Here is a 15,400-nt window from a genome sequence, read left to right as displayed (position 1 = left end):
GTTAATTCTCCTTAATTTCTGTTCTACCTTGTACTGCATTTTGATTATTACCAGTTTCATCATATTCCATTAATTTATTATTATGTTCTATTTCTTTGGCTTGAATTTTATCTTGTCATGCTTCTACTTTTTCAAAATATTTAGTTGCTTCTAATTCATCAATATTATCATATTCAGTAATTGCTCTTATTGGTTCCAATGTGCCATTATCTAATCTAGCAGTAATTAATTCATTTTGTCGCATTTGGTCAACTAAACTAGCACTAATAAAATCAAAACCATATTCTCGTTCACCAACACCATCTCATAAACCATAATATTTTAAAACAGTATCAAACATTTTAGTATAGTATTGCTTACGATATGCTTGTAAATATGCTTGTTTTTCTAAGTCTTTTGTTTTAGTTAATAATGACTGTGTTTTATTTTGGTCATTATCTGATTTATCACCAAAAGGACTAGAAAAATGACATGCTAAGTATACTTGTTCAATAATAGCTTTTTGGTCTTCGGTATATGTTTCTAAGGTTGGTGTACCTTGTACTACTTGTAAAGATTGGGATAATTGACCATCAACTGCTGATTGACCTGATTGAATAAAAATATCATCAAAAGCATCTTGTAATACTTTTTTATTACCCTTGTTATAAGCAGTCATTAAATCATCATCTAATATTCCATATCAATGCGTACGATTTGCTCATCTTTCTTTTGATTTAATATTAAAACTATCTTCTAAATCAAATTGTAATTTATAACAATTTGCCATTGTAGGTCATGGGTTTAATGTAGTTGATGTTGATAAGAATAATGGATTAGGTTCATTTATCATTTCTCAGAAAGGTACTATACCTAATTTATTTTTAAATTCTTGTACTAAAACAGGTTTAACATTATCTTTAATTTCTGTTTTACTTTGCCCAACAACTACCTCATTATTTTTGGGTCAACCTTTAATAATTATTTTATCTTTGGTACAAATTAAATTTAAAATAAAACCACTATCTGATTGATGATAATTTAATCAAATATCAGCACCTTGTTCAATTTCATTTATTTTACTTACACGAGATGTAAAGTTAAAAGGGTTAATTCATAAATCAATATTTCCATCTGATGTTTCTAATAAACCAAAAATAGTTTTGCCCATTAAACTTGCTGTTAATTCATTTTTATCTAATTTTTCTTTTATTTTATAAGTTTCATATCATCAATTTAATTTTTCTAAAATATCTTTACGATGCGACTTAAATAAAATATCTTTACCATTTATTAATCGCATTTGATGGCGAGCAATAATATTGGCTAAATTAATAGTTCAATCATAATTATAAAATTTTAAAACACTATTAATATCATTTAAGTTTGGTAAACTAGGAAAAGTATTATTCATTGTTATTTTGCTCCTTTAATTTTAAAATAAGTGCATAATTAATAATATTTACTGTTAATAAACTAGGTTCATTTGCTAAAACTTGTACACATACTTTAACTTTTTGATATTTCTTAATATATTCGTTATATAAATTTAATTTACATATTGCGATATTATCTTTTTTTAATTCTTAACAAAGTCTTTTTTTAACTTGTCCACAAACAGACATATATGGTCTTTTTGCATTAATTACACGCTCATCATGTATTACATAAATATCTTTTTTCATTAAGTTATTCACTCCCTTTGTTGTCATAATTTATAATCTGCTGAACTATTATGTTTAACCATATTAACTAATTCAAAGTGTAAAGCATAAAAATCACTATCAAATGTATCATCATATAAATCTAACATTCTCTCTTCTCTGGCATCTGGTTTATCTTCTCATTGAATTAATTCATATTGGGTTTTACTTACAGGACATTTTTCTCATAATCATTTTAATTGATTAGTATTTATTAACATTGTAAATGCTTCAATACGATGTCTTATTTTAAATTTCTGCTTTTGTGCTGGTTTAAAATTCATGTATTGACCAAAAGTATAATTATATTTCTCTCGGTTTAAACTTTCTAATGTTGCATAAGCACTATCATCAACATTAATTGATATTCCTTGTTGTATTAAATTAAAGTATTGGTTTAATTGATTGTTGTAAAACTCTAAAATATCTTTAACCTGTTCTAATGGTCCTTTAAATTGTTGCGTAGCATTTGAGTGTGCATATTCTGCTACTTTATAGGCTTTTTTATCAAATGAATTATATATTCAAAAACTCGCTGCTGTTGTATGCCCTTTGGGGCTAGTAGAGTTTGCTAAGTCAACACCACCTAATAATTTAGTTGGTTGAATAATATCTGTTGCTTGCATAATATCAATATATCTTGCAAAAATTGAACCACTAGTATTACCAGGCAATCCTCAACTCCATACTCTTGCTCTTTCAATATCTAATTGTTCTAATCTTAATTGTTCATTAACTTTATTTTGTGGTAATTCATAATTAAGTCTTCAACTAGAATAATGAATAATAATTTTCATATTTCATTTTTCGATATAATTAATTTGTTCATATTTACTACGCATTATTTCTTCATTAAAAGGCATTAATTCATTACAATAACCAACAATATATCTTTTTAAGCTTTCGGGGTTACATGTATTAATTGTTATTTTATTTTGATAACCACGAATAGCAAATTCTAAATCACTTAAATCTTTTTGTTGAAATTGATCACATTCTTCTATTCAATCAATAACTAATTTATATTTATTTAAATCAGCAAAAGCTTTTAATTTTTCTTTTCGACTTGGTGAATGTAAACCTTTACAATATATTTTGCTACCATTTGATAAAGTAAAAGTAAAATTTGATAAATTAATAGTATAAGGAATATTATTTTCATCTAACATATTTCATATATTTTGAAATACACTATCTTTTAAATCTTTACTCCAATACATACTAGCAATGATACAAATTGGTTCTTTAATCAATAAACTAATTTTTAATAATTCACCAAAAATTTTAATATTTGAAATAGTCTTACCACTATATCGTGTTCCAATTTGATTAATTTCATTAACTAACTCATATTTCTTAGCAAAGGGATATTTATTACCAATACTACTATTTTGTAATAATCAATAAGGAGTTTCTAACAAATAAGTAAAATGATTAAGCATTATTATCACTTTCTTTTTTAATATCTCTAATATCAGTTTGTAAATTAACAATTATTGGTTGCTGATTATTTAAGTTTAATTCTTTTTCAAGTTCTTTTTCTTGCAGTGAATATTTATAATTAAATGCACGCTGTCAATATAATTTATCACCATCAGGTGTTTTCATCATAAAATTAATTATTTCACTTTCAATTCTATCAACTTGTTTTTCAAGTAAAGGAACTATCTTTTCGCTCTTGTAATTTTCGTGCTTTCATCTGTTAGAAAGATTGAATTCATTGGTTAAATCATTCAAAGTATATGGTTTATTGGGTGATTTATTTTCTCAAAATTGCTCTATTTTACGATAAAAAGTTGCCAAACTTGCTTTATTTGGATTAAATTCTTTCATTTTTTACTCCTTTTTGCATACTAAAATTGCTATTATTTAATGAATATGATTAAATAAAAGAGTAAATAAAAACTATGAAAGAACCATCGCGGTTCTTTTTATTATTTATATTTTACATCAAAATAAAAAAAAGTAAATTACTTTACTTTTTATTTTAGTATACAAGCATATAGAGATAAATTGGAGCTTGTTACAATATAATTATATAATTAATAATATATTTGTCAATAATTTTAATTTAAAAAAATGTGAAAATTTATCTTTTTTATAAATTTAATGTATAACTATTTTTATAAAAGAATTGGAGGAAATATAGAGTAATGAAAGATTATACACATGTAAAATATGATGAACTAAGATTTTTTAAGGATTTATTTTTATCTGATAGTTGCAAAAAGAAAAATGGCACACTTAATTTATCTGAAATATCAAGACAAACAGGAAGAGATATTAATACTGTTAAAAGAGAAATTAATAGATTTACAAATATAGAAGATTATAATGCCCGTGAGGCACATGATTATTATTATAAAAAACGACAAAAGTGTATTAAAAAAATACCTACATTTACAGAAGAACAACAAGAATTTTTAAATTTACGATTTAATATTTTGGGTGATTCACCAGCAGAAATTATTCAGCGATTTTTAATAAAATTTGGTATCAAATTTCCTGCCTGTCTTAAAACATTTTATAAATGAATTTTTTTAGGTCTTTTGGGTTTGTTAAAGAAAAATTTATTAAATGGTGGTAGAAGAAATAGAACAAAGAAAAGACCTGATAATCGTGGGAAATTAGATGAAAGATTTAAATCAATATGAGATATTGAAAATAAAGAAACAGATGTTGGTTGATTTGAAATGGATACCGTAGTTGGAAAAGAACATCAATCTAGTTGTTTAGTTTTTACAGAGAAATCAAGTAAAAAATACTTTGCTATGAAATTAGAAGAACATACTGCTAATGAAGTTTTAGAAAAACTTAAACATATAGTTAGAATTAATGGTTTAGTTGGAAAAATTAAAGGAATAATAACCGATAGAGGAAAAGAATTTAGTAAGTTTGAAGAAATGGAAAAGATTACTGGTTCTAATGTTTATTTTTGTGACCCTGCTTCGCCTAATCAAAAACCATTAATTGAAAGACTAAACCGTGAATTTAGAAAACGATATGGTAGGGGGACAGATTTTAATCTTGTTACGCAACAAGAAATAGATTTAGTAGTCGATATTATAAATGAAAAATTAAGGCCCGTTCTTAATTGAAGAACTTCAAAAGAAGTATTTTTAGAGAATTTTAGATAAGTTTATTTGAAGTAATTTAATAAATTATTTTTCAGTGTGTTTAAATATGCCAAAAATAGGGTAAATTTAAAAATAATTTATTTTTTTAAAAAAATAGTTGCACTTCTTTTAAAAAGTGTTATTATTAAAATAACAAGAGATAAATTTGGAGCTTAGATTTACATAATACGTTATATGGAACTACATAAGCATAACCAAATTTTTTTTCCATTGGTAAACCTAATAATGTTCCTTGATAACACGCAGTCATAATTGTTTTTGGGTCTGCTTTTTGTAATAATTCATTATTATTTGATATTGCAACTATATTACTTTTAAATCTTCTAATTTCATTTTCATCTGAAAAATTACTTTTTATTCAATCAGTTGCTACATCTGTTCTTAAAAAATCAACAATATTTGCCATATTATTTTTCTCCTTTATTTATTTTAAAATTAATACCTTTAATACCAATTAATTTAGTATCTGTATTTGTATCTCATTGTGCTTTAATTGTGTTTTTAAATAACTTCTCATCAACAATTAAATATTTAATTAATTGCTTTAATTCATATTGATTAGCATTTTCTAAAAAATCATTATCAATTCCAATTACTTCAATATCTTTAACTAATAATTTTTCTTTAATTATATTAATACCAACTTTTTTTAATTGTTTTGGATCAAGTGATTTATCAATTTGTTCAATTTTTTCCATTACACGAACTTGTTCATCTTGAATTTGATCCATATCAAGACCCATATCTTCACTTAAATTATTAGCTTCTTCAATTAATGCTTGTTTTTTTAATTCTTCTTCTTTAAATAATTATTTTTGTTTTTGGATTCGTGCTTGTGTCATATTATTTTTAATTTCAATTTTATGATTTTGTAAATAATTTTCAAATGTAATAATATTAGTACGAATTCGATTTAATTCATCTTTAAAATTTTTAATTAATTGTAGTGGTTCGCGAAATAATATATCAACTTTATCCATCGCTGATGGCATATCTTTTAAATGGATATTTTCATAATTAGTAGCATTTCAAAGATTACGATGTCGCATAATAAAATCTGCAAATTCCTGCCCGTTTTCATCAATTCAATTTTTAATAGGTAACGCTAGCATTGATAAATTTTCAAAATCTGATCCCTTTATTGAAAATTGATATATTACATTTTTAACAGTATTCTTAACAGTATCACTCATTATTCTTCCGCCTCTTTACTTTCTAATTTGTCATAATCGGAATTATTTTTTAAAACATAAGTATATTCATTAATATCTATTCATTCCATACAAGATGGACAATAATTATCATCATATAAAGTTTTACACTCATCGCATTGATATCAACTATCAAAATTTTCTTTATATAATTGTTGTTGATTATATTCTCTACTTTTGCTTGAATAAGTAATTTCTCTATTTGCTGTTAATAGCAAATCAATTTTACGGTCTTTTTCAATAAGTTCACTTTCATATTTATTTATTAAATCTTCTAATGTTCTTAATGATAAAGCACTATTACATAATTTAATTTCTTGTTTTATTTTTATAATTAATTTCTTAACTGTTTCTTCCATTGTTTTTCTCCTTTAATGTTTATATTTATTAACTATATTTTGATAATGTTTTTCACAAGCATATGTTCTTAATATTCTATTATCAAAACCTTTTTTATCAATTGTATATGATACTTTTTCTTTACAATTTGAATGTGGGCATTTCATAATTATTTTTTCTCCTTACTAGTTAATTTCTCATATTTTGAATTATCTTTTAATTTAATTATTTTATCTCAACAATAATCAGCAACATTAAAATCTTCTTTAAATAATTGTTTTGTTTTTAAATTATTAATTTCTTTATCTTTTTCATCAATTTTATCTCTTAAAAAATCAGATGTCATTTGTTCATTTGTAATTGCACTACTAATTTCATTTTCATAAAATATTTTAAATTCTTCAATTAATTCTAAAATTTGATAGGGTGGAACTGGAAATGATGTTTCCGAATAATATATTGTTATTTCATCTATTAATTCTTTAAATGTTTTCATTATCTTCTTCCTTTCTTGATAATTTATCTTCAATATGTAACGCTGCTGTTTTAGCATATTGTGAAACAAAACTATATTTTTTAGTTAGTAATTCAATTTCTTTATCTTTTTCAGCAAGTTCATTTTCATATGCTTGTAAGATATCAATTGTTTCTTCCAATTCTGTATCTGTAATTTCAAAATCTAAATATGTATACTCATTTTCATTAAGAAAATTTAATTTTTCTTCAAATCATTTAATTAATTCTTTAACTGTTTTTGTCATTTTCATTCTCCTTTACTAAATTTAAAAATATATATTTTAATACACTTGGTACTATTGAATTACCTAATTGTTTTTGAATTTGACTTTTGCTATTAACACTTAACATTTTTTCTAAATCATTTAATGTATAACCCATTAATAAAGTCATTTCATCTGTTGTTAAATAACGATATTTATCATTTAATATAACTTTGGTTCTATCTGCTTTTGTAGTTAAAGTAGGATATAATTTTTCATCAGCATTTGGACAATAATCTCAACTATTACGTGTACCATTTAATCGAATAAAACCATTATGGAAAGTTGTTCCTTTTGGAATTTCTTTATTACCTGGAATAGTTCAATTTACAATATCTTTAAATTGATATTCTAATAGTTTTTGAGTTGGTCAAGGGAATTTTCATATTCAATTTTCATTTAATTTACTTATAATAAATATTCTTTTGCGTTTTTGTGGTATTCCATAATCTTTTGCATTTAATATTTTATAATCTGTTTCATATCCAAGATTATTAAGATATTCACAATATTTTTGAATATTCTTAAAGTTTTTTTCACTTAATACATTATCAACATTTTCGTTAATAATTCATTTAGGTTTATAAAATTTAATGATTTTTAATGTATCTCATAATAAACTCGACCTAGTAACACTATCTTTATCCATTCCTTTTAAAAAACCTGCTTTTGATATATCTTGACAAGGTCAACCACCAATAATAATGTCAATTTTTTCCTTTGTAAGATTTGCTACATCAATTTTAGTAATATCATTTAAGTTTGGTGTTTTGTAATCATTATAGATTGCTCGATATGATTGTTCTGCATAATTATCAATTTCACTAAATCATATAGTTTTATGTGGAATATTTGCAAGTTCTAATGCTCTACGAGGAGTGCCAATATCTGCAAATAATTCTATTATTTTAAACATAAATTACTCAATTTTATCAACTTTTTCATTATCTTCATTTCCAATATAATTATTTTTAGGTTTGTCAAAATATAAATGAGTTAAATTATCTATTTCTTCGGGTGTTAATTTTTTATTTTCAACTTCAATTTCATAACGATCCATAATTGTTAAACCATAATCTTTATAACAATCTGGGTAATTATCAAACATTTCATTTAATAAATCTTTTAAATTCATCATTATTATTCAACTCCTTGTCATTTAATATTTTCATTTTCTAAATCAATAATAGTTGTTCTAAAAGAAGAGTTTTCTTCCGCTGTAATTTTTGCTTCTTCTAATGTATAAAAAAATAAAGTATTTGTTGTATATTTAGTATTAATTACTAATAAGTATCTTTTATTCATAATTTATCACCTCGTAATCTGCTTATTCATCTTCTAAATAATCACTAATTAAACCTTTAACTTCATTAATTTGATATCATTTCAAATTCAAGTAAAAATTTGTTGGCAACAAAACATTGCCCACCCATCGCTCTTCATTACCAAATTTAAGATATAAATTTAATTCTAAATTTTCATTATCACTATCAATTTGTGCATAAATAATATCTTTATTACTAATTTTTAATGCTTTATTATTAATTCATTTTTCATTTAAGTAATCACCAATACAATATGACATTTTTAATTCCTCCTAATTCTGTTTACCTAATGCTCAATGTTCATCAGTCATATCTTCAAATGAGACTGCATAACTTTTAAGCATTAATTGATTTAATTTATTAATAGTTTTTTTATTTAACTTTTTCATATAAACCTCCTATAATTTTGGTAATTTTTGGTAAATTAACTACAATTTTCTACAATTTGTAGGTGTTTGTAGTTGTAAGTACCTCCTCATCAAGTCCCCTCTAGTAGATTAATTAAGAAATACTTGCCCAGTTCTTAAAAGTTAATCAACCCCTACGCACACGATTTTATTTTTATTCTTGTTAATTAAAAGTTATGAATACAGCATTATCTGTTTATCTTAATCAAAATCATTAATTACAAAATCGCAAAAAACAAGTTAACAGTTCTAGTGGTTTCTTTACTGACAAAATGTCATGTTGGGGAACCTTCCACTAAAAATATATAATTGTAAATTAAATAATTGTAGAACCAATATATTTAATTTTTAAAGTTAATTTTTAAATAAAAAAATCAACTCTTTAATAAGAGTTGATTTTTCCTACTTCATCCTTTATTCTAAATTTTATAAAAAATAAGAAAAAGGCAGGGAGAAAACAGAATGAAAAAATGACTATTATTTTTAACAAGCAGTTTATTAGCACCTACAACTACCAGTTGTTTTATCAAAGAAAATATTGTTACAAAAAAATAAGATTGCAATTAACATCCAACCAATTGAAAAATACAATAAAAATTTAGCAAGTGAAGGTGAGGAAATTAAATGATTAATTTCAACAAAATGAATGGATTTAACTGCCCATACTGGCATAAAATCATTAGCTGTCTTTAAATATCTTTACAAAGCTGTTGAATTACCTAATTTATCTGCCGGAATTGGAATGTTTACGCATGCAAAAGGTAAACATAGTTTACAATATATGACCAATAATTGATAAGAAAATTGATTATCAAATTATTTTAATATTATTGAAGAAAGAGAAACAATTGGTTCAGCTACATTATATGCTTGAATTGGGGGAAAAGTTGAAACAATGACAAACAAAAAATTAAAACATTTAATGATGCGAATTCATTTTTATGGTTCTGGAAATTATGCTGCCACTGGTAGTAGACCATGGGGGAGAATATTTTCTGGTGATATCTTAAACATTATATGATGATAAAAAAATAAAAGTTGAAGTTAACTTCAACTTTTATTTTCGGTTTTTTTGATAATTATAAACTGATGTTAAAACACAACTTTGTGGTGCGTATCTGGTTAATGCTTTAACCATCTTATTCACACTTCCTGTGATAATGTAATTTTTTCGTTTTGTTTTTAAACCACGCATTAAACTTTTTCGAGCATATGTTGCTGTTTTCATTACTTTTACTGTTGAATGATATTTTGCCTCTTTTTGATTACTGCTTCGATTTCAAAAATCTGTTTTCAACGGACCTGGACACAAGGTAATTACCCGAACAGGGGATTTTGTTTTCTTTAACTCAGTATTAATTGCAACCCCCAAACTTCAGACATAAGCTTTTGAAGCATAATAACTGGCAAAAACAGGAGCAGGAGTAAAGGCTGCTAAACTACCAATATTTAACACACGACCCTTATTTTGATCAATAAAACGCTGCACAAATAATTTTGTTAAAATATGTAACGCCTTGATGTTTAAATCAACCATATTCATTTCTTGTTCTAGACTTGATTCATTAAAATAACCTCATACCCCATAACCAGCATTATTAATTAACAACGTAACATTTTCTGCTTTTACATCAGCAAACAACTGATAAGGATTATCTAAATTACTTAAATCATAATTTATCATTTTGATTCCTTGGTCGGGGTACTTTTCATACAAAATAGCAAGAGATGTTGTATCACGAGCAACAGCAATAACATTATAACCAAGTTTTAATAACTCTTCACAATAACAATATCCCAAACCTTTACTAGCTCCTGTTACAACCGCTCATTCTGAATTATTTATTATTTTTTTAGCCATTTTGATTTTGGTCACTTTCTAATTTTGGTTTTTTAATCACGGTCATATCAAATAATGCTTTTCGATTTAAGTAAATGTAATTTCCAGCTGCTAATAATGATAAAACTGTTGCTAAATACATTGGAATCATAATAATTTGATTTACTCACCCAAATTCATCTCATTGTCCCGTTTTTAAACTTTGCCCACCAAACATACGAAAACCAATAAAGAATAAGATTATCATTCCAAACATTTCAACTGCTGCTCGAACACGCCCTAATTGATTAGCTGCCATTATTACTTTTTGTGACGCTAAAATTTGACGAACAACATCAATTACAAAGTCACGAGCAATTAAAACCACTGTCATTCAAACAGGAATAATATTTGCACAAGCAAAAACAATTAAAACAGTATTTGTTAATAATTTATCGGCAATTGAATCAAAAAACTTTCCAAAAGTAGTAACTTGATTATAACGACGAGCAATATAACCATCTAATAAATCAGTTAAACTAGCAACAATAAATAATATTCCAGCAATTAAATAACTAATTGGTAACGAATAGGTCACATTAGGTCCATTAATTGTTAACCATTGGTCTCAACCATGATATAGTGATGTTCCTGGAAACGGAACAATTACCATGAGCACAATAATAATTGGTATTAAAAAAATTCGAATTAATGTAATACGATTAGCTCAATTCATTTTAAGTCCTCTTTTCTAACGATATTCTTTCTCTGACAATTTAATATTACTTACATATTATATTATATAAATGTATAATATTAAAGAAAGTTTTTGAGGTAAACAATGAAAATTACACAAAAATTAATTCAATTATTACAACAAAAACAATTAACAATCGCAGCATATGAATCAATAACGGGTGGTCTTTTTAGTCATCTTTTAACAAATATTCCTAATTCTAGTCAAGTTTTCATATGAAGTATTGTTACTTATACCAATGATGTTAAAGTTAACATTGGTCATGTCTCAGCAGCGATTATCACTCAATATGGGGTTGTCTCAAAACAAACCGCAGAAGCAATGGCAATTGCTTGTCAAAACCAATTTAACAGCGATCTTGCTGTTAGTTTTACTGGTAATGCTGGTCCTGGTAAATTAGAAAAATTACCAATTGGAACCATCTTTGCCACAATTGTCTATCAAAATCAACCAACGACAGTTGAATTATCATTAAATCCAACTTGACCACGAGAAAAAATAAAACTTATTGCCGCTGAAACAATTATTAACCATCTTTTACAAATTATTTTAAAATAAAAAAGGAATCATTAATTAAAATAGATAAAACTAAGTAGGAAGGAGCGTTACAAATGGAAGAAGATAATAAAACAAATTCTGATAATGCCAAGACTATTGATCAAGATGAAATCTTACAAAATGTAATGAAAGAAATTGAAAAAGCATATGGTAAAGGTGCCATTATGAAATTGGGAGATAAAAGTAACTTAACCATTGAAGCAATTTCAACAGGTAGTTTATTACTTGATGAAGCAATTGGTGTTGGTGGATATCCAAAAGGACGAATTATTGAGATTTTTGGACCAGAATCATCTGGAAAAACAACATTATCATTACATGCCATTGCTGAAACACAAAAAAAGGGGGGAAGAGGGGCTTTTATTGATGCCGAACATGCTTTAGATCCAAATTATGCAAAAAATTAGGTGTTAACATTGATGAATTAATTATTGCCCAACCTGATTCTGGTGAACAAGCATTAGATATTCTAGAAACCCTTGTTAAATCAAATGCAATTGATTTATTTGTGATTGATTCAGTTGCAGCATTAGTTCCAAAAGTAGAATTAGATGGGGAAATGAGTGATGTTACCATTGGGGCACAAGCTCGTCTAATGAGTAAAGCGTTACGAAAATTAAATGGTGTAATTAATAAAACAAATTCCAGTGTTATTTTTATTAATCAAATTCGTGAAAAGATTGGCGTTTTCTTTGGAAGTCCCGAAACAACAGCCGGTGGTCGTGCCTTACGATTTTATGTTTCCGTTCGCTTAGATGTTCGCCGAACAGAAACGTTAACTACCGCTGGGATCGCCACTGCGAATAAAGTTAAAATTAAAGTTGTAAAAAATAAAGTTTCACAACCCTTTAAAACAGCAATCGTTGATATTAACTATAATGAAGGAATTGATAAATATTATGAATTAATTGATTTAGCAGTGAAATATGATATTTTAGAAAAAACAGGAGTATGATATGCTTATCAAAATAATAAATTAGGACAAGGCCGCGAACAAGTAAAAGAATATCTTAAAATGAATCCACCTGTTTTTGATGAAATTTATCACCAAATTATAAATAATTTTACAATTAAAACTGAACAAAATTAGATAATAACATATTTTTCAAATAAACAATTGTATTTCTAACTTTAATTTTGTCGAAAACTCTTGATGAAATAAAAAAAATCATCAATATGACAATTTGAAAACTAATTTTGTGTAAGATTATGATTTTGCTTTAAATTTTTTAAACGTTAAAATATAATACCGTTGATTGTTGGTTTGGTGTTAAACCTTTGTGTTGGTATTTTCATTTTCAGAGCTTTAAATAATTTTGAATATTAGTGAAACCCAAACCATGATAATGAATTAAGGCTTCTTTAAGACTGGATTGTAATTTACTAATCTTATTTAACTTTTGATAACTAGTATCAGGGTTTGTACTAGTTTTGGTGGAATATAGAGTAGAATTTGTTTGTTTTGCTACTAATAAATATAGTGGTTGCATATCAGAAATAATTATTGATTTTTCTTTAATTAGTTGCTTATTCATATTTTCAATAATCCATTGTTTTTGTAATCTTTTGGTATTGGTGGATTGAACAAAAATATTATTATTGCTATCAACTGCCATTTGAATACAGCATTTGGTATCAGTTGAAAATGGATCGAGATGAGTTTTTCGTTTATCAAATTTATCTTTAAAATTGCCTTTATGAATTTCTTTAATAAATGTTTCATCCATTTGGATTTGACCATTTAATTTTTTAAATTTTAACTGTGTATTTTCTAATTGTTTTGATTGCATTAATTTTTGTCGATTATATCAAGCGGTTTTTGGGGTTGTTTTAATAAAACGAGAAATTATTTTACTAGATTGTCCTAACAATGAAATTTGAATTAATAAATTTCACTGTTCATAATTTAAATGACTTCAATAAGTAAAATGATGACGAAATGCATCAAAACTAGCACGACATTTTTTACATAAATATTTTTGTTTTCCTTCGGAATTATGACCATTTTTAACACAATGAAAAGATTTGCAATTAGGACATATAATGCCTTTATCTCTAAATTTTTGATCAATTTCATTTAAACGTTTTTGTTTTTTAATTAAGTCTGCTTGTTGTTTTATTTTTTCATAAAATTCTAAAAATTGATCATCTGTTAAGCTATTTATTAATTCTGTAATTATTTTTTTCATCATTTATTTACCTCCATATATTAAAAATATACCTAATTTTAGGTATATTTTATAAATATCAAGAGTTTTCGACAAAATTAAAGATTTCTAATAAAAATATTAATAAATTAAGCAGATAAAATTCTGCTGATAGGAGGGCACAAGTAATGAAGAAATTACTAGCTATTTTAGGCCCAGCTATAATTGCTGCATCTGCTGCAAGTGTAGTTAATATTAATCCTTATCAGAACAATGAAGAACTATCTAATAAAATAATAAATGCTGAACAATAAGGAACCCAAAATTTTGCTATGGTATTTGAGACAGGAAAATATAATGATGGTACCGGAAAACCTTTAACACAAACACATGATGAAACAAAAGTTTTAACAGATTTTGTTAACGAAATGCGAAACTTTGTACATAAAAATAATGTTGTATCTTTTGATAAAGTAAATATTGAATCACAATTTTATCAAACAGGTTTTCCTGGTAAAAGAACTGGCGGTGTTGGTAGTGCCCCTTCTCTTATTAAGAAGTTGGCCTTTGCTAAAAACATTGAATTTTTAAGCCAAAAAGTCACAATTGAAAAAATTGATAATTATGGAAATTATAGTTGAGAAGTATTAGTATCAGCTGAAATTGATGGTGAAAAATATTCAAATATAGACTTTAACACATATGAAGTGAAACAATATTTTAATGCTTATCAAATTTTAGGTGGTTTTGAAAATAAAATAATAGTTGACTATAAATCTGATGCAAAAGATATTAATTATTATGATCGAGAATTTAAATCAAATATTACTTTAGAAAACCTAGGATTTTATTGATACGCACATCAAATCTTGGATTCATTCAATAAAACAAACCATAATAAACTTGTTTTAGATTACATTAATAAAGAAACTATTAGCACTATTCCACAAGTTAAAGCAATTGGAGTTCATCAAGCAGAACGTGATGGCGAAGATCATTTTTTCAAACCTGCTAGCGAAGTTAATAGCGGTCATTCTCCAAATGATAAAATATTAGACGAATATTTTTATGTTTTAATAACATCAGATTATTCTCAAGGGATTTATAAATTATTAGTTAAAAATCTGACTTTATAAAGTAATAAGTTAATTTCTACATATTATTTTTATGTGTTGTTTTTAATTTAGTTGAGTTACATAAATTTATTAAAATGATCAGTTAAATAATTTGGTCATAAAT

At 25.5% G+C, this 15,400-nt stretch carries 24 protein-coding genes and 1 pseudogene; 7 read left to right on the top strand and 18 right to left on the bottom strand.

Annotation, left to right across the window (positions count from 1 at the left end; translation table 4 throughout):
• Position 1 precedes the first annotated feature (1 nt).
• The 4 genes from AACK91_RS00935 to AACK91_RS00920 all read right to left on the bottom strand — a co-directional run bounded on the left by AACK91_RS00935 (position 2) and on the right by AACK91_RS00920 (position 3,515).
• Positions 2 to 1,393 (bottom strand): hypothetical protein, encoded by a 1,392-nt coding sequence (locus tag AACK91_RS00935; RefSeq protein ID WP_338963541.1) that lies wholly within the window; start codon positions 1,391 to 1,393, stop codon positions 2 to 4.
• 172 nt (positions 1,394 to 1,565) lie between these two features.
• Complete coding sequence (locus tag AACK91_RS00930; protein ID WP_338963540.1) at positions 1,566 to 1,691, bottom strand: hypothetical protein; 126 nt, start codon at positions 1,689 to 1,691, stop codon at positions 1,566 to 1,568.
• A complete protein-coding gene (locus tag AACK91_RS00925; protein WP_338963539.1) occupies positions 1,664 to 3,124 on the bottom strand; it encodes a PBSX family phage terminase large subunit in 1,461 nt (486 codons plus the stop codon). The genes AACK91_RS00930 and AACK91_RS00925 overlap by 28 nt, the downstream gene beginning before the upstream one ends.
• Positions 3,117 to 3,515 (bottom strand): hypothetical protein, encoded by a 399-nt coding sequence (locus tag AACK91_RS00920; protein ID WP_338963537.1) that lies wholly within the window; start codon positions 3,513 to 3,515, stop codon positions 3,117 to 3,119. The genes AACK91_RS00925 and AACK91_RS00920 overlap by 8 nt, the downstream gene beginning before the upstream one ends.
• A gap of 320 nt (positions 3,516 to 3,835) precedes the next feature.
• Here AACK91_RS00920 and AACK91_RS00915 point away from each other — a divergent pair, with 320 nt between their 5' ends.
• Positions 3,836 to 4,819, top strand: coding sequence for an IS30 family transposase (locus AACK91_RS00915; RefSeq protein WP_338963535.1), 984 nt, complete (start codon positions 3,836 to 3,838; stop codon positions 4,817 to 4,819).
• 124 nt (positions 4,820 to 4,943) lie between these two features.
• Here AACK91_RS00915 and AACK91_RS00910 read toward each other — a convergent pair whose 3' ends face one another.
• From AACK91_RS00910 to AACK91_RS00860, 11 genes are all read right to left on the bottom strand, one after another.
• A complete protein-coding gene (locus AACK91_RS00910; protein WP_338963533.1) occupies positions 4,944 to 5,225 on the bottom strand; it encodes a recombinase RecT in 282 nt (93 codons plus the stop codon).
• A 1-nt stretch (position 5,226) separates the two neighbouring features.
• A complete protein-coding gene (locus AACK91_RS00905) occupies positions 5,227 to 5,562 on the bottom strand; it encodes a hypothetical protein (RefSeq protein ID WP_338963531.1) in 336 nt (111 codons plus the stop codon).
• A 66-nt stretch (positions 5,563 to 5,628) separates the two neighbouring features.
• Positions 5,629 to 6,012, bottom strand: coding sequence for a hypothetical protein (locus tag AACK91_RS00900; RefSeq protein ID WP_338963529.1), 384 nt, complete (start codon positions 6,010 to 6,012; stop codon positions 5,629 to 5,631).
• Positions 6,012 to 6,389 carry a hypothetical protein gene (locus AACK91_RS00895; RefSeq protein WP_338963527.1) on the bottom strand — a complete coding sequence of 126 codons (378 nt, stop codon included), beginning with the start codon at positions 6,387 to 6,389 and terminating at the stop codon, positions 6,012 to 6,014. Before AACK91_RS00895 ends, AACK91_RS00900 begins: the two co-directional genes overlap by 1 nt.
• Positions 6,390 to 6,401: 12 nt before the next feature.
• Complete coding sequence (locus AACK91_RS00890; protein ID WP_338963525.1) at positions 6,402 to 6,536, bottom strand: hypothetical protein; 135 nt, start codon at positions 6,534 to 6,536, stop codon at positions 6,402 to 6,404.
• A gap of 2 nt (positions 6,537 to 6,538) precedes the next feature.
• Entirely contained in the window at positions 6,539 to 6,865 is a 327-nt protein-coding gene (locus tag AACK91_RS00885) for a hypothetical protein (protein WP_338963523.1), read from the bottom strand.
• A complete protein-coding gene (locus AACK91_RS00880; RefSeq protein WP_338963521.1) occupies positions 6,852 to 7,130 on the bottom strand; it encodes a hypothetical protein in 279 nt (92 codons plus the stop codon). The genes AACK91_RS00885 and AACK91_RS00880 overlap by 14 nt, the downstream gene beginning before the upstream one ends.
• Complete coding sequence (dcm, locus tag AACK91_RS00875; protein ID WP_338963519.1) at positions 7,114 to 8,064, bottom strand: DNA (cytosine-5-)-methyltransferase; 951 nt, start codon at positions 8,062 to 8,064, stop codon at positions 7,114 to 7,116. The genes AACK91_RS00880 and dcm overlap by 17 nt, the downstream gene beginning before the upstream one ends.
• Before the next feature lie 3 nt (positions 8,065 to 8,067).
• A complete protein-coding gene (locus tag AACK91_RS00870; RefSeq protein WP_338963518.1) occupies positions 8,068 to 8,286 on the bottom strand; it encodes a hypothetical protein in 219 nt (72 codons plus the stop codon).
• A 2-nt stretch (positions 8,287 to 8,288) separates the two neighbouring features.
• Positions 8,289 to 8,453 carry a hypothetical protein gene (locus AACK91_RS00865; protein ID WP_338963515.1) on the bottom strand — a complete coding sequence of 55 codons (165 nt, stop codon included), beginning with the start codon at positions 8,451 to 8,453 and terminating at the stop codon, positions 8,289 to 8,291.
• A 22-nt stretch (positions 8,454 to 8,475) separates the two neighbouring features.
• Positions 8,476 to 8,733, bottom strand: a complete 258-nt coding sequence (locus AACK91_RS00860; RefSeq protein ID WP_338963513.1) for a hypothetical protein — start codon at positions 8,731 to 8,733, stop codon at positions 8,476 to 8,478.
• A 685-nt stretch (positions 8,734 to 9,418) separates the two neighbouring features.
• Here AACK91_RS00860 and AACK91_RS00855 point away from each other — a divergent pair.
• Together AACK91_RS00855 and AACK91_RS00850 are read left to right on the top strand one after the other, a co-directional pair.
• The gene (locus tag AACK91_RS00855; RefSeq protein WP_338963511.1) at positions 9,419 to 9,679 is read left to right on the top strand and encodes a hypothetical protein; all 261 of its coding nucleotides are present in this window, start codon (positions 9,419 to 9,421) and stop codon (positions 9,677 to 9,679) included.
• Between the two features lie 96 nt (positions 9,680 to 9,775).
• Complete coding sequence (locus AACK91_RS00850) at positions 9,776 to 9,907, top strand: hypothetical protein (protein WP_338963509.1); 132 nt, start codon at positions 9,776 to 9,778, stop codon at positions 9,905 to 9,907.
• Between the two features lie 30 nt (positions 9,908 to 9,937).
• Here AACK91_RS00850 and AACK91_RS00845 read toward each other — a convergent pair whose 3' ends face one another.
• Both AACK91_RS00845 and pgsA read right to left on the bottom strand, forming a co-directional pair.
• Positions 9,938 to 10,741, bottom strand: coding sequence for an SDR family NAD(P)-dependent oxidoreductase (locus AACK91_RS00845; protein WP_338963507.1), 804 nt, complete (start codon positions 10,739 to 10,741; stop codon positions 9,938 to 9,940).
• On the bottom strand, positions 10,734 to 11,435 hold the full coding sequence (gene pgsA / locus AACK91_RS00840) for a CDP-diacylglycerol--glycerol-3-phosphate 3-phosphatidyltransferase (RefSeq protein ID WP_338963504.1): 702 nt from the start codon (positions 11,433 to 11,435) through the stop codon (positions 10,734 to 10,736). The genes AACK91_RS00845 and pgsA overlap by 8 nt, the downstream gene beginning before the upstream one ends.
• A 105-nt stretch (positions 11,436 to 11,540) precedes the next feature.
• Between pgsA and AACK91_RS00835 the strand changes: the two genes are divergently transcribed.
• Together AACK91_RS00835 and recA are read left to right on the top strand one after the other, a co-directional pair.
• Positions 11,541 to 12,014: a nicotinamide-nucleotide amidohydrolase family protein gene (locus AACK91_RS00835; protein WP_338963502.1), complete on the top strand. Its 474-nt coding sequence runs from the start codon at positions 11,541 to 11,543 to the stop codon at positions 12,012 to 12,014.
• Between the two features lie 53 nt (positions 12,015 to 12,067).
• Positions 12,068 to 13,104 (top strand): annotated as a pseudogene (recA, locus tag AACK91_RS00825) (recombinase RecA).
• Positions 13,105 to 13,243: 139 nt separating this feature from the next.
• Here recA and AACK91_RS00820 read toward each other — a convergent pair.
• On the bottom strand, positions 13,244 to 14,206 hold the full coding sequence (locus AACK91_RS00820) for an IS1/IS1595 family N-terminal zinc-binding domain-containing protein (protein ID WP_338963247.1): 963 nt from the start codon (positions 14,204 to 14,206) through the stop codon (positions 13,244 to 13,246).
• Between the two features lie 143 nt (positions 14,207 to 14,349).
• Between AACK91_RS00820 and AACK91_RS00815 the strand changes: the two genes are divergently transcribed.
• Both AACK91_RS00815 and AACK91_RS00810 read left to right on the top strand, forming a co-directional pair.
• Positions 14,350 to 14,475, top strand: coding sequence for a hypothetical protein (locus AACK91_RS00815; RefSeq protein ID WP_338963497.1), 126 nt, complete (start codon positions 14,350 to 14,352; stop codon positions 14,473 to 14,475).
• A gap of 18 nt (positions 14,476 to 14,493) precedes the next feature.
• Positions 14,494 to 15,297, top strand: a complete 804-nt coding sequence (locus AACK91_RS00810) for a hypothetical protein (protein WP_338963495.1) — start codon at positions 14,494 to 14,496, stop codon at positions 15,295 to 15,297.
• Positions 15,298 to 15,400: the final 103 nt, after the last annotated feature.

Source organism: Spiroplasma endosymbiont of Sarcophaga carnaria (assembly GCF_964019595.1).
GTDB classification, from domain to species: Bacteria; Bacillota_I; Bacilli_A; order Mycoplasmatales; family Mycoplasmataceae; genus Spiroplasma; species Spiroplasma poulsonii.
This window is presented reverse-complemented; position numbering and strand designations above follow the sequence as displayed.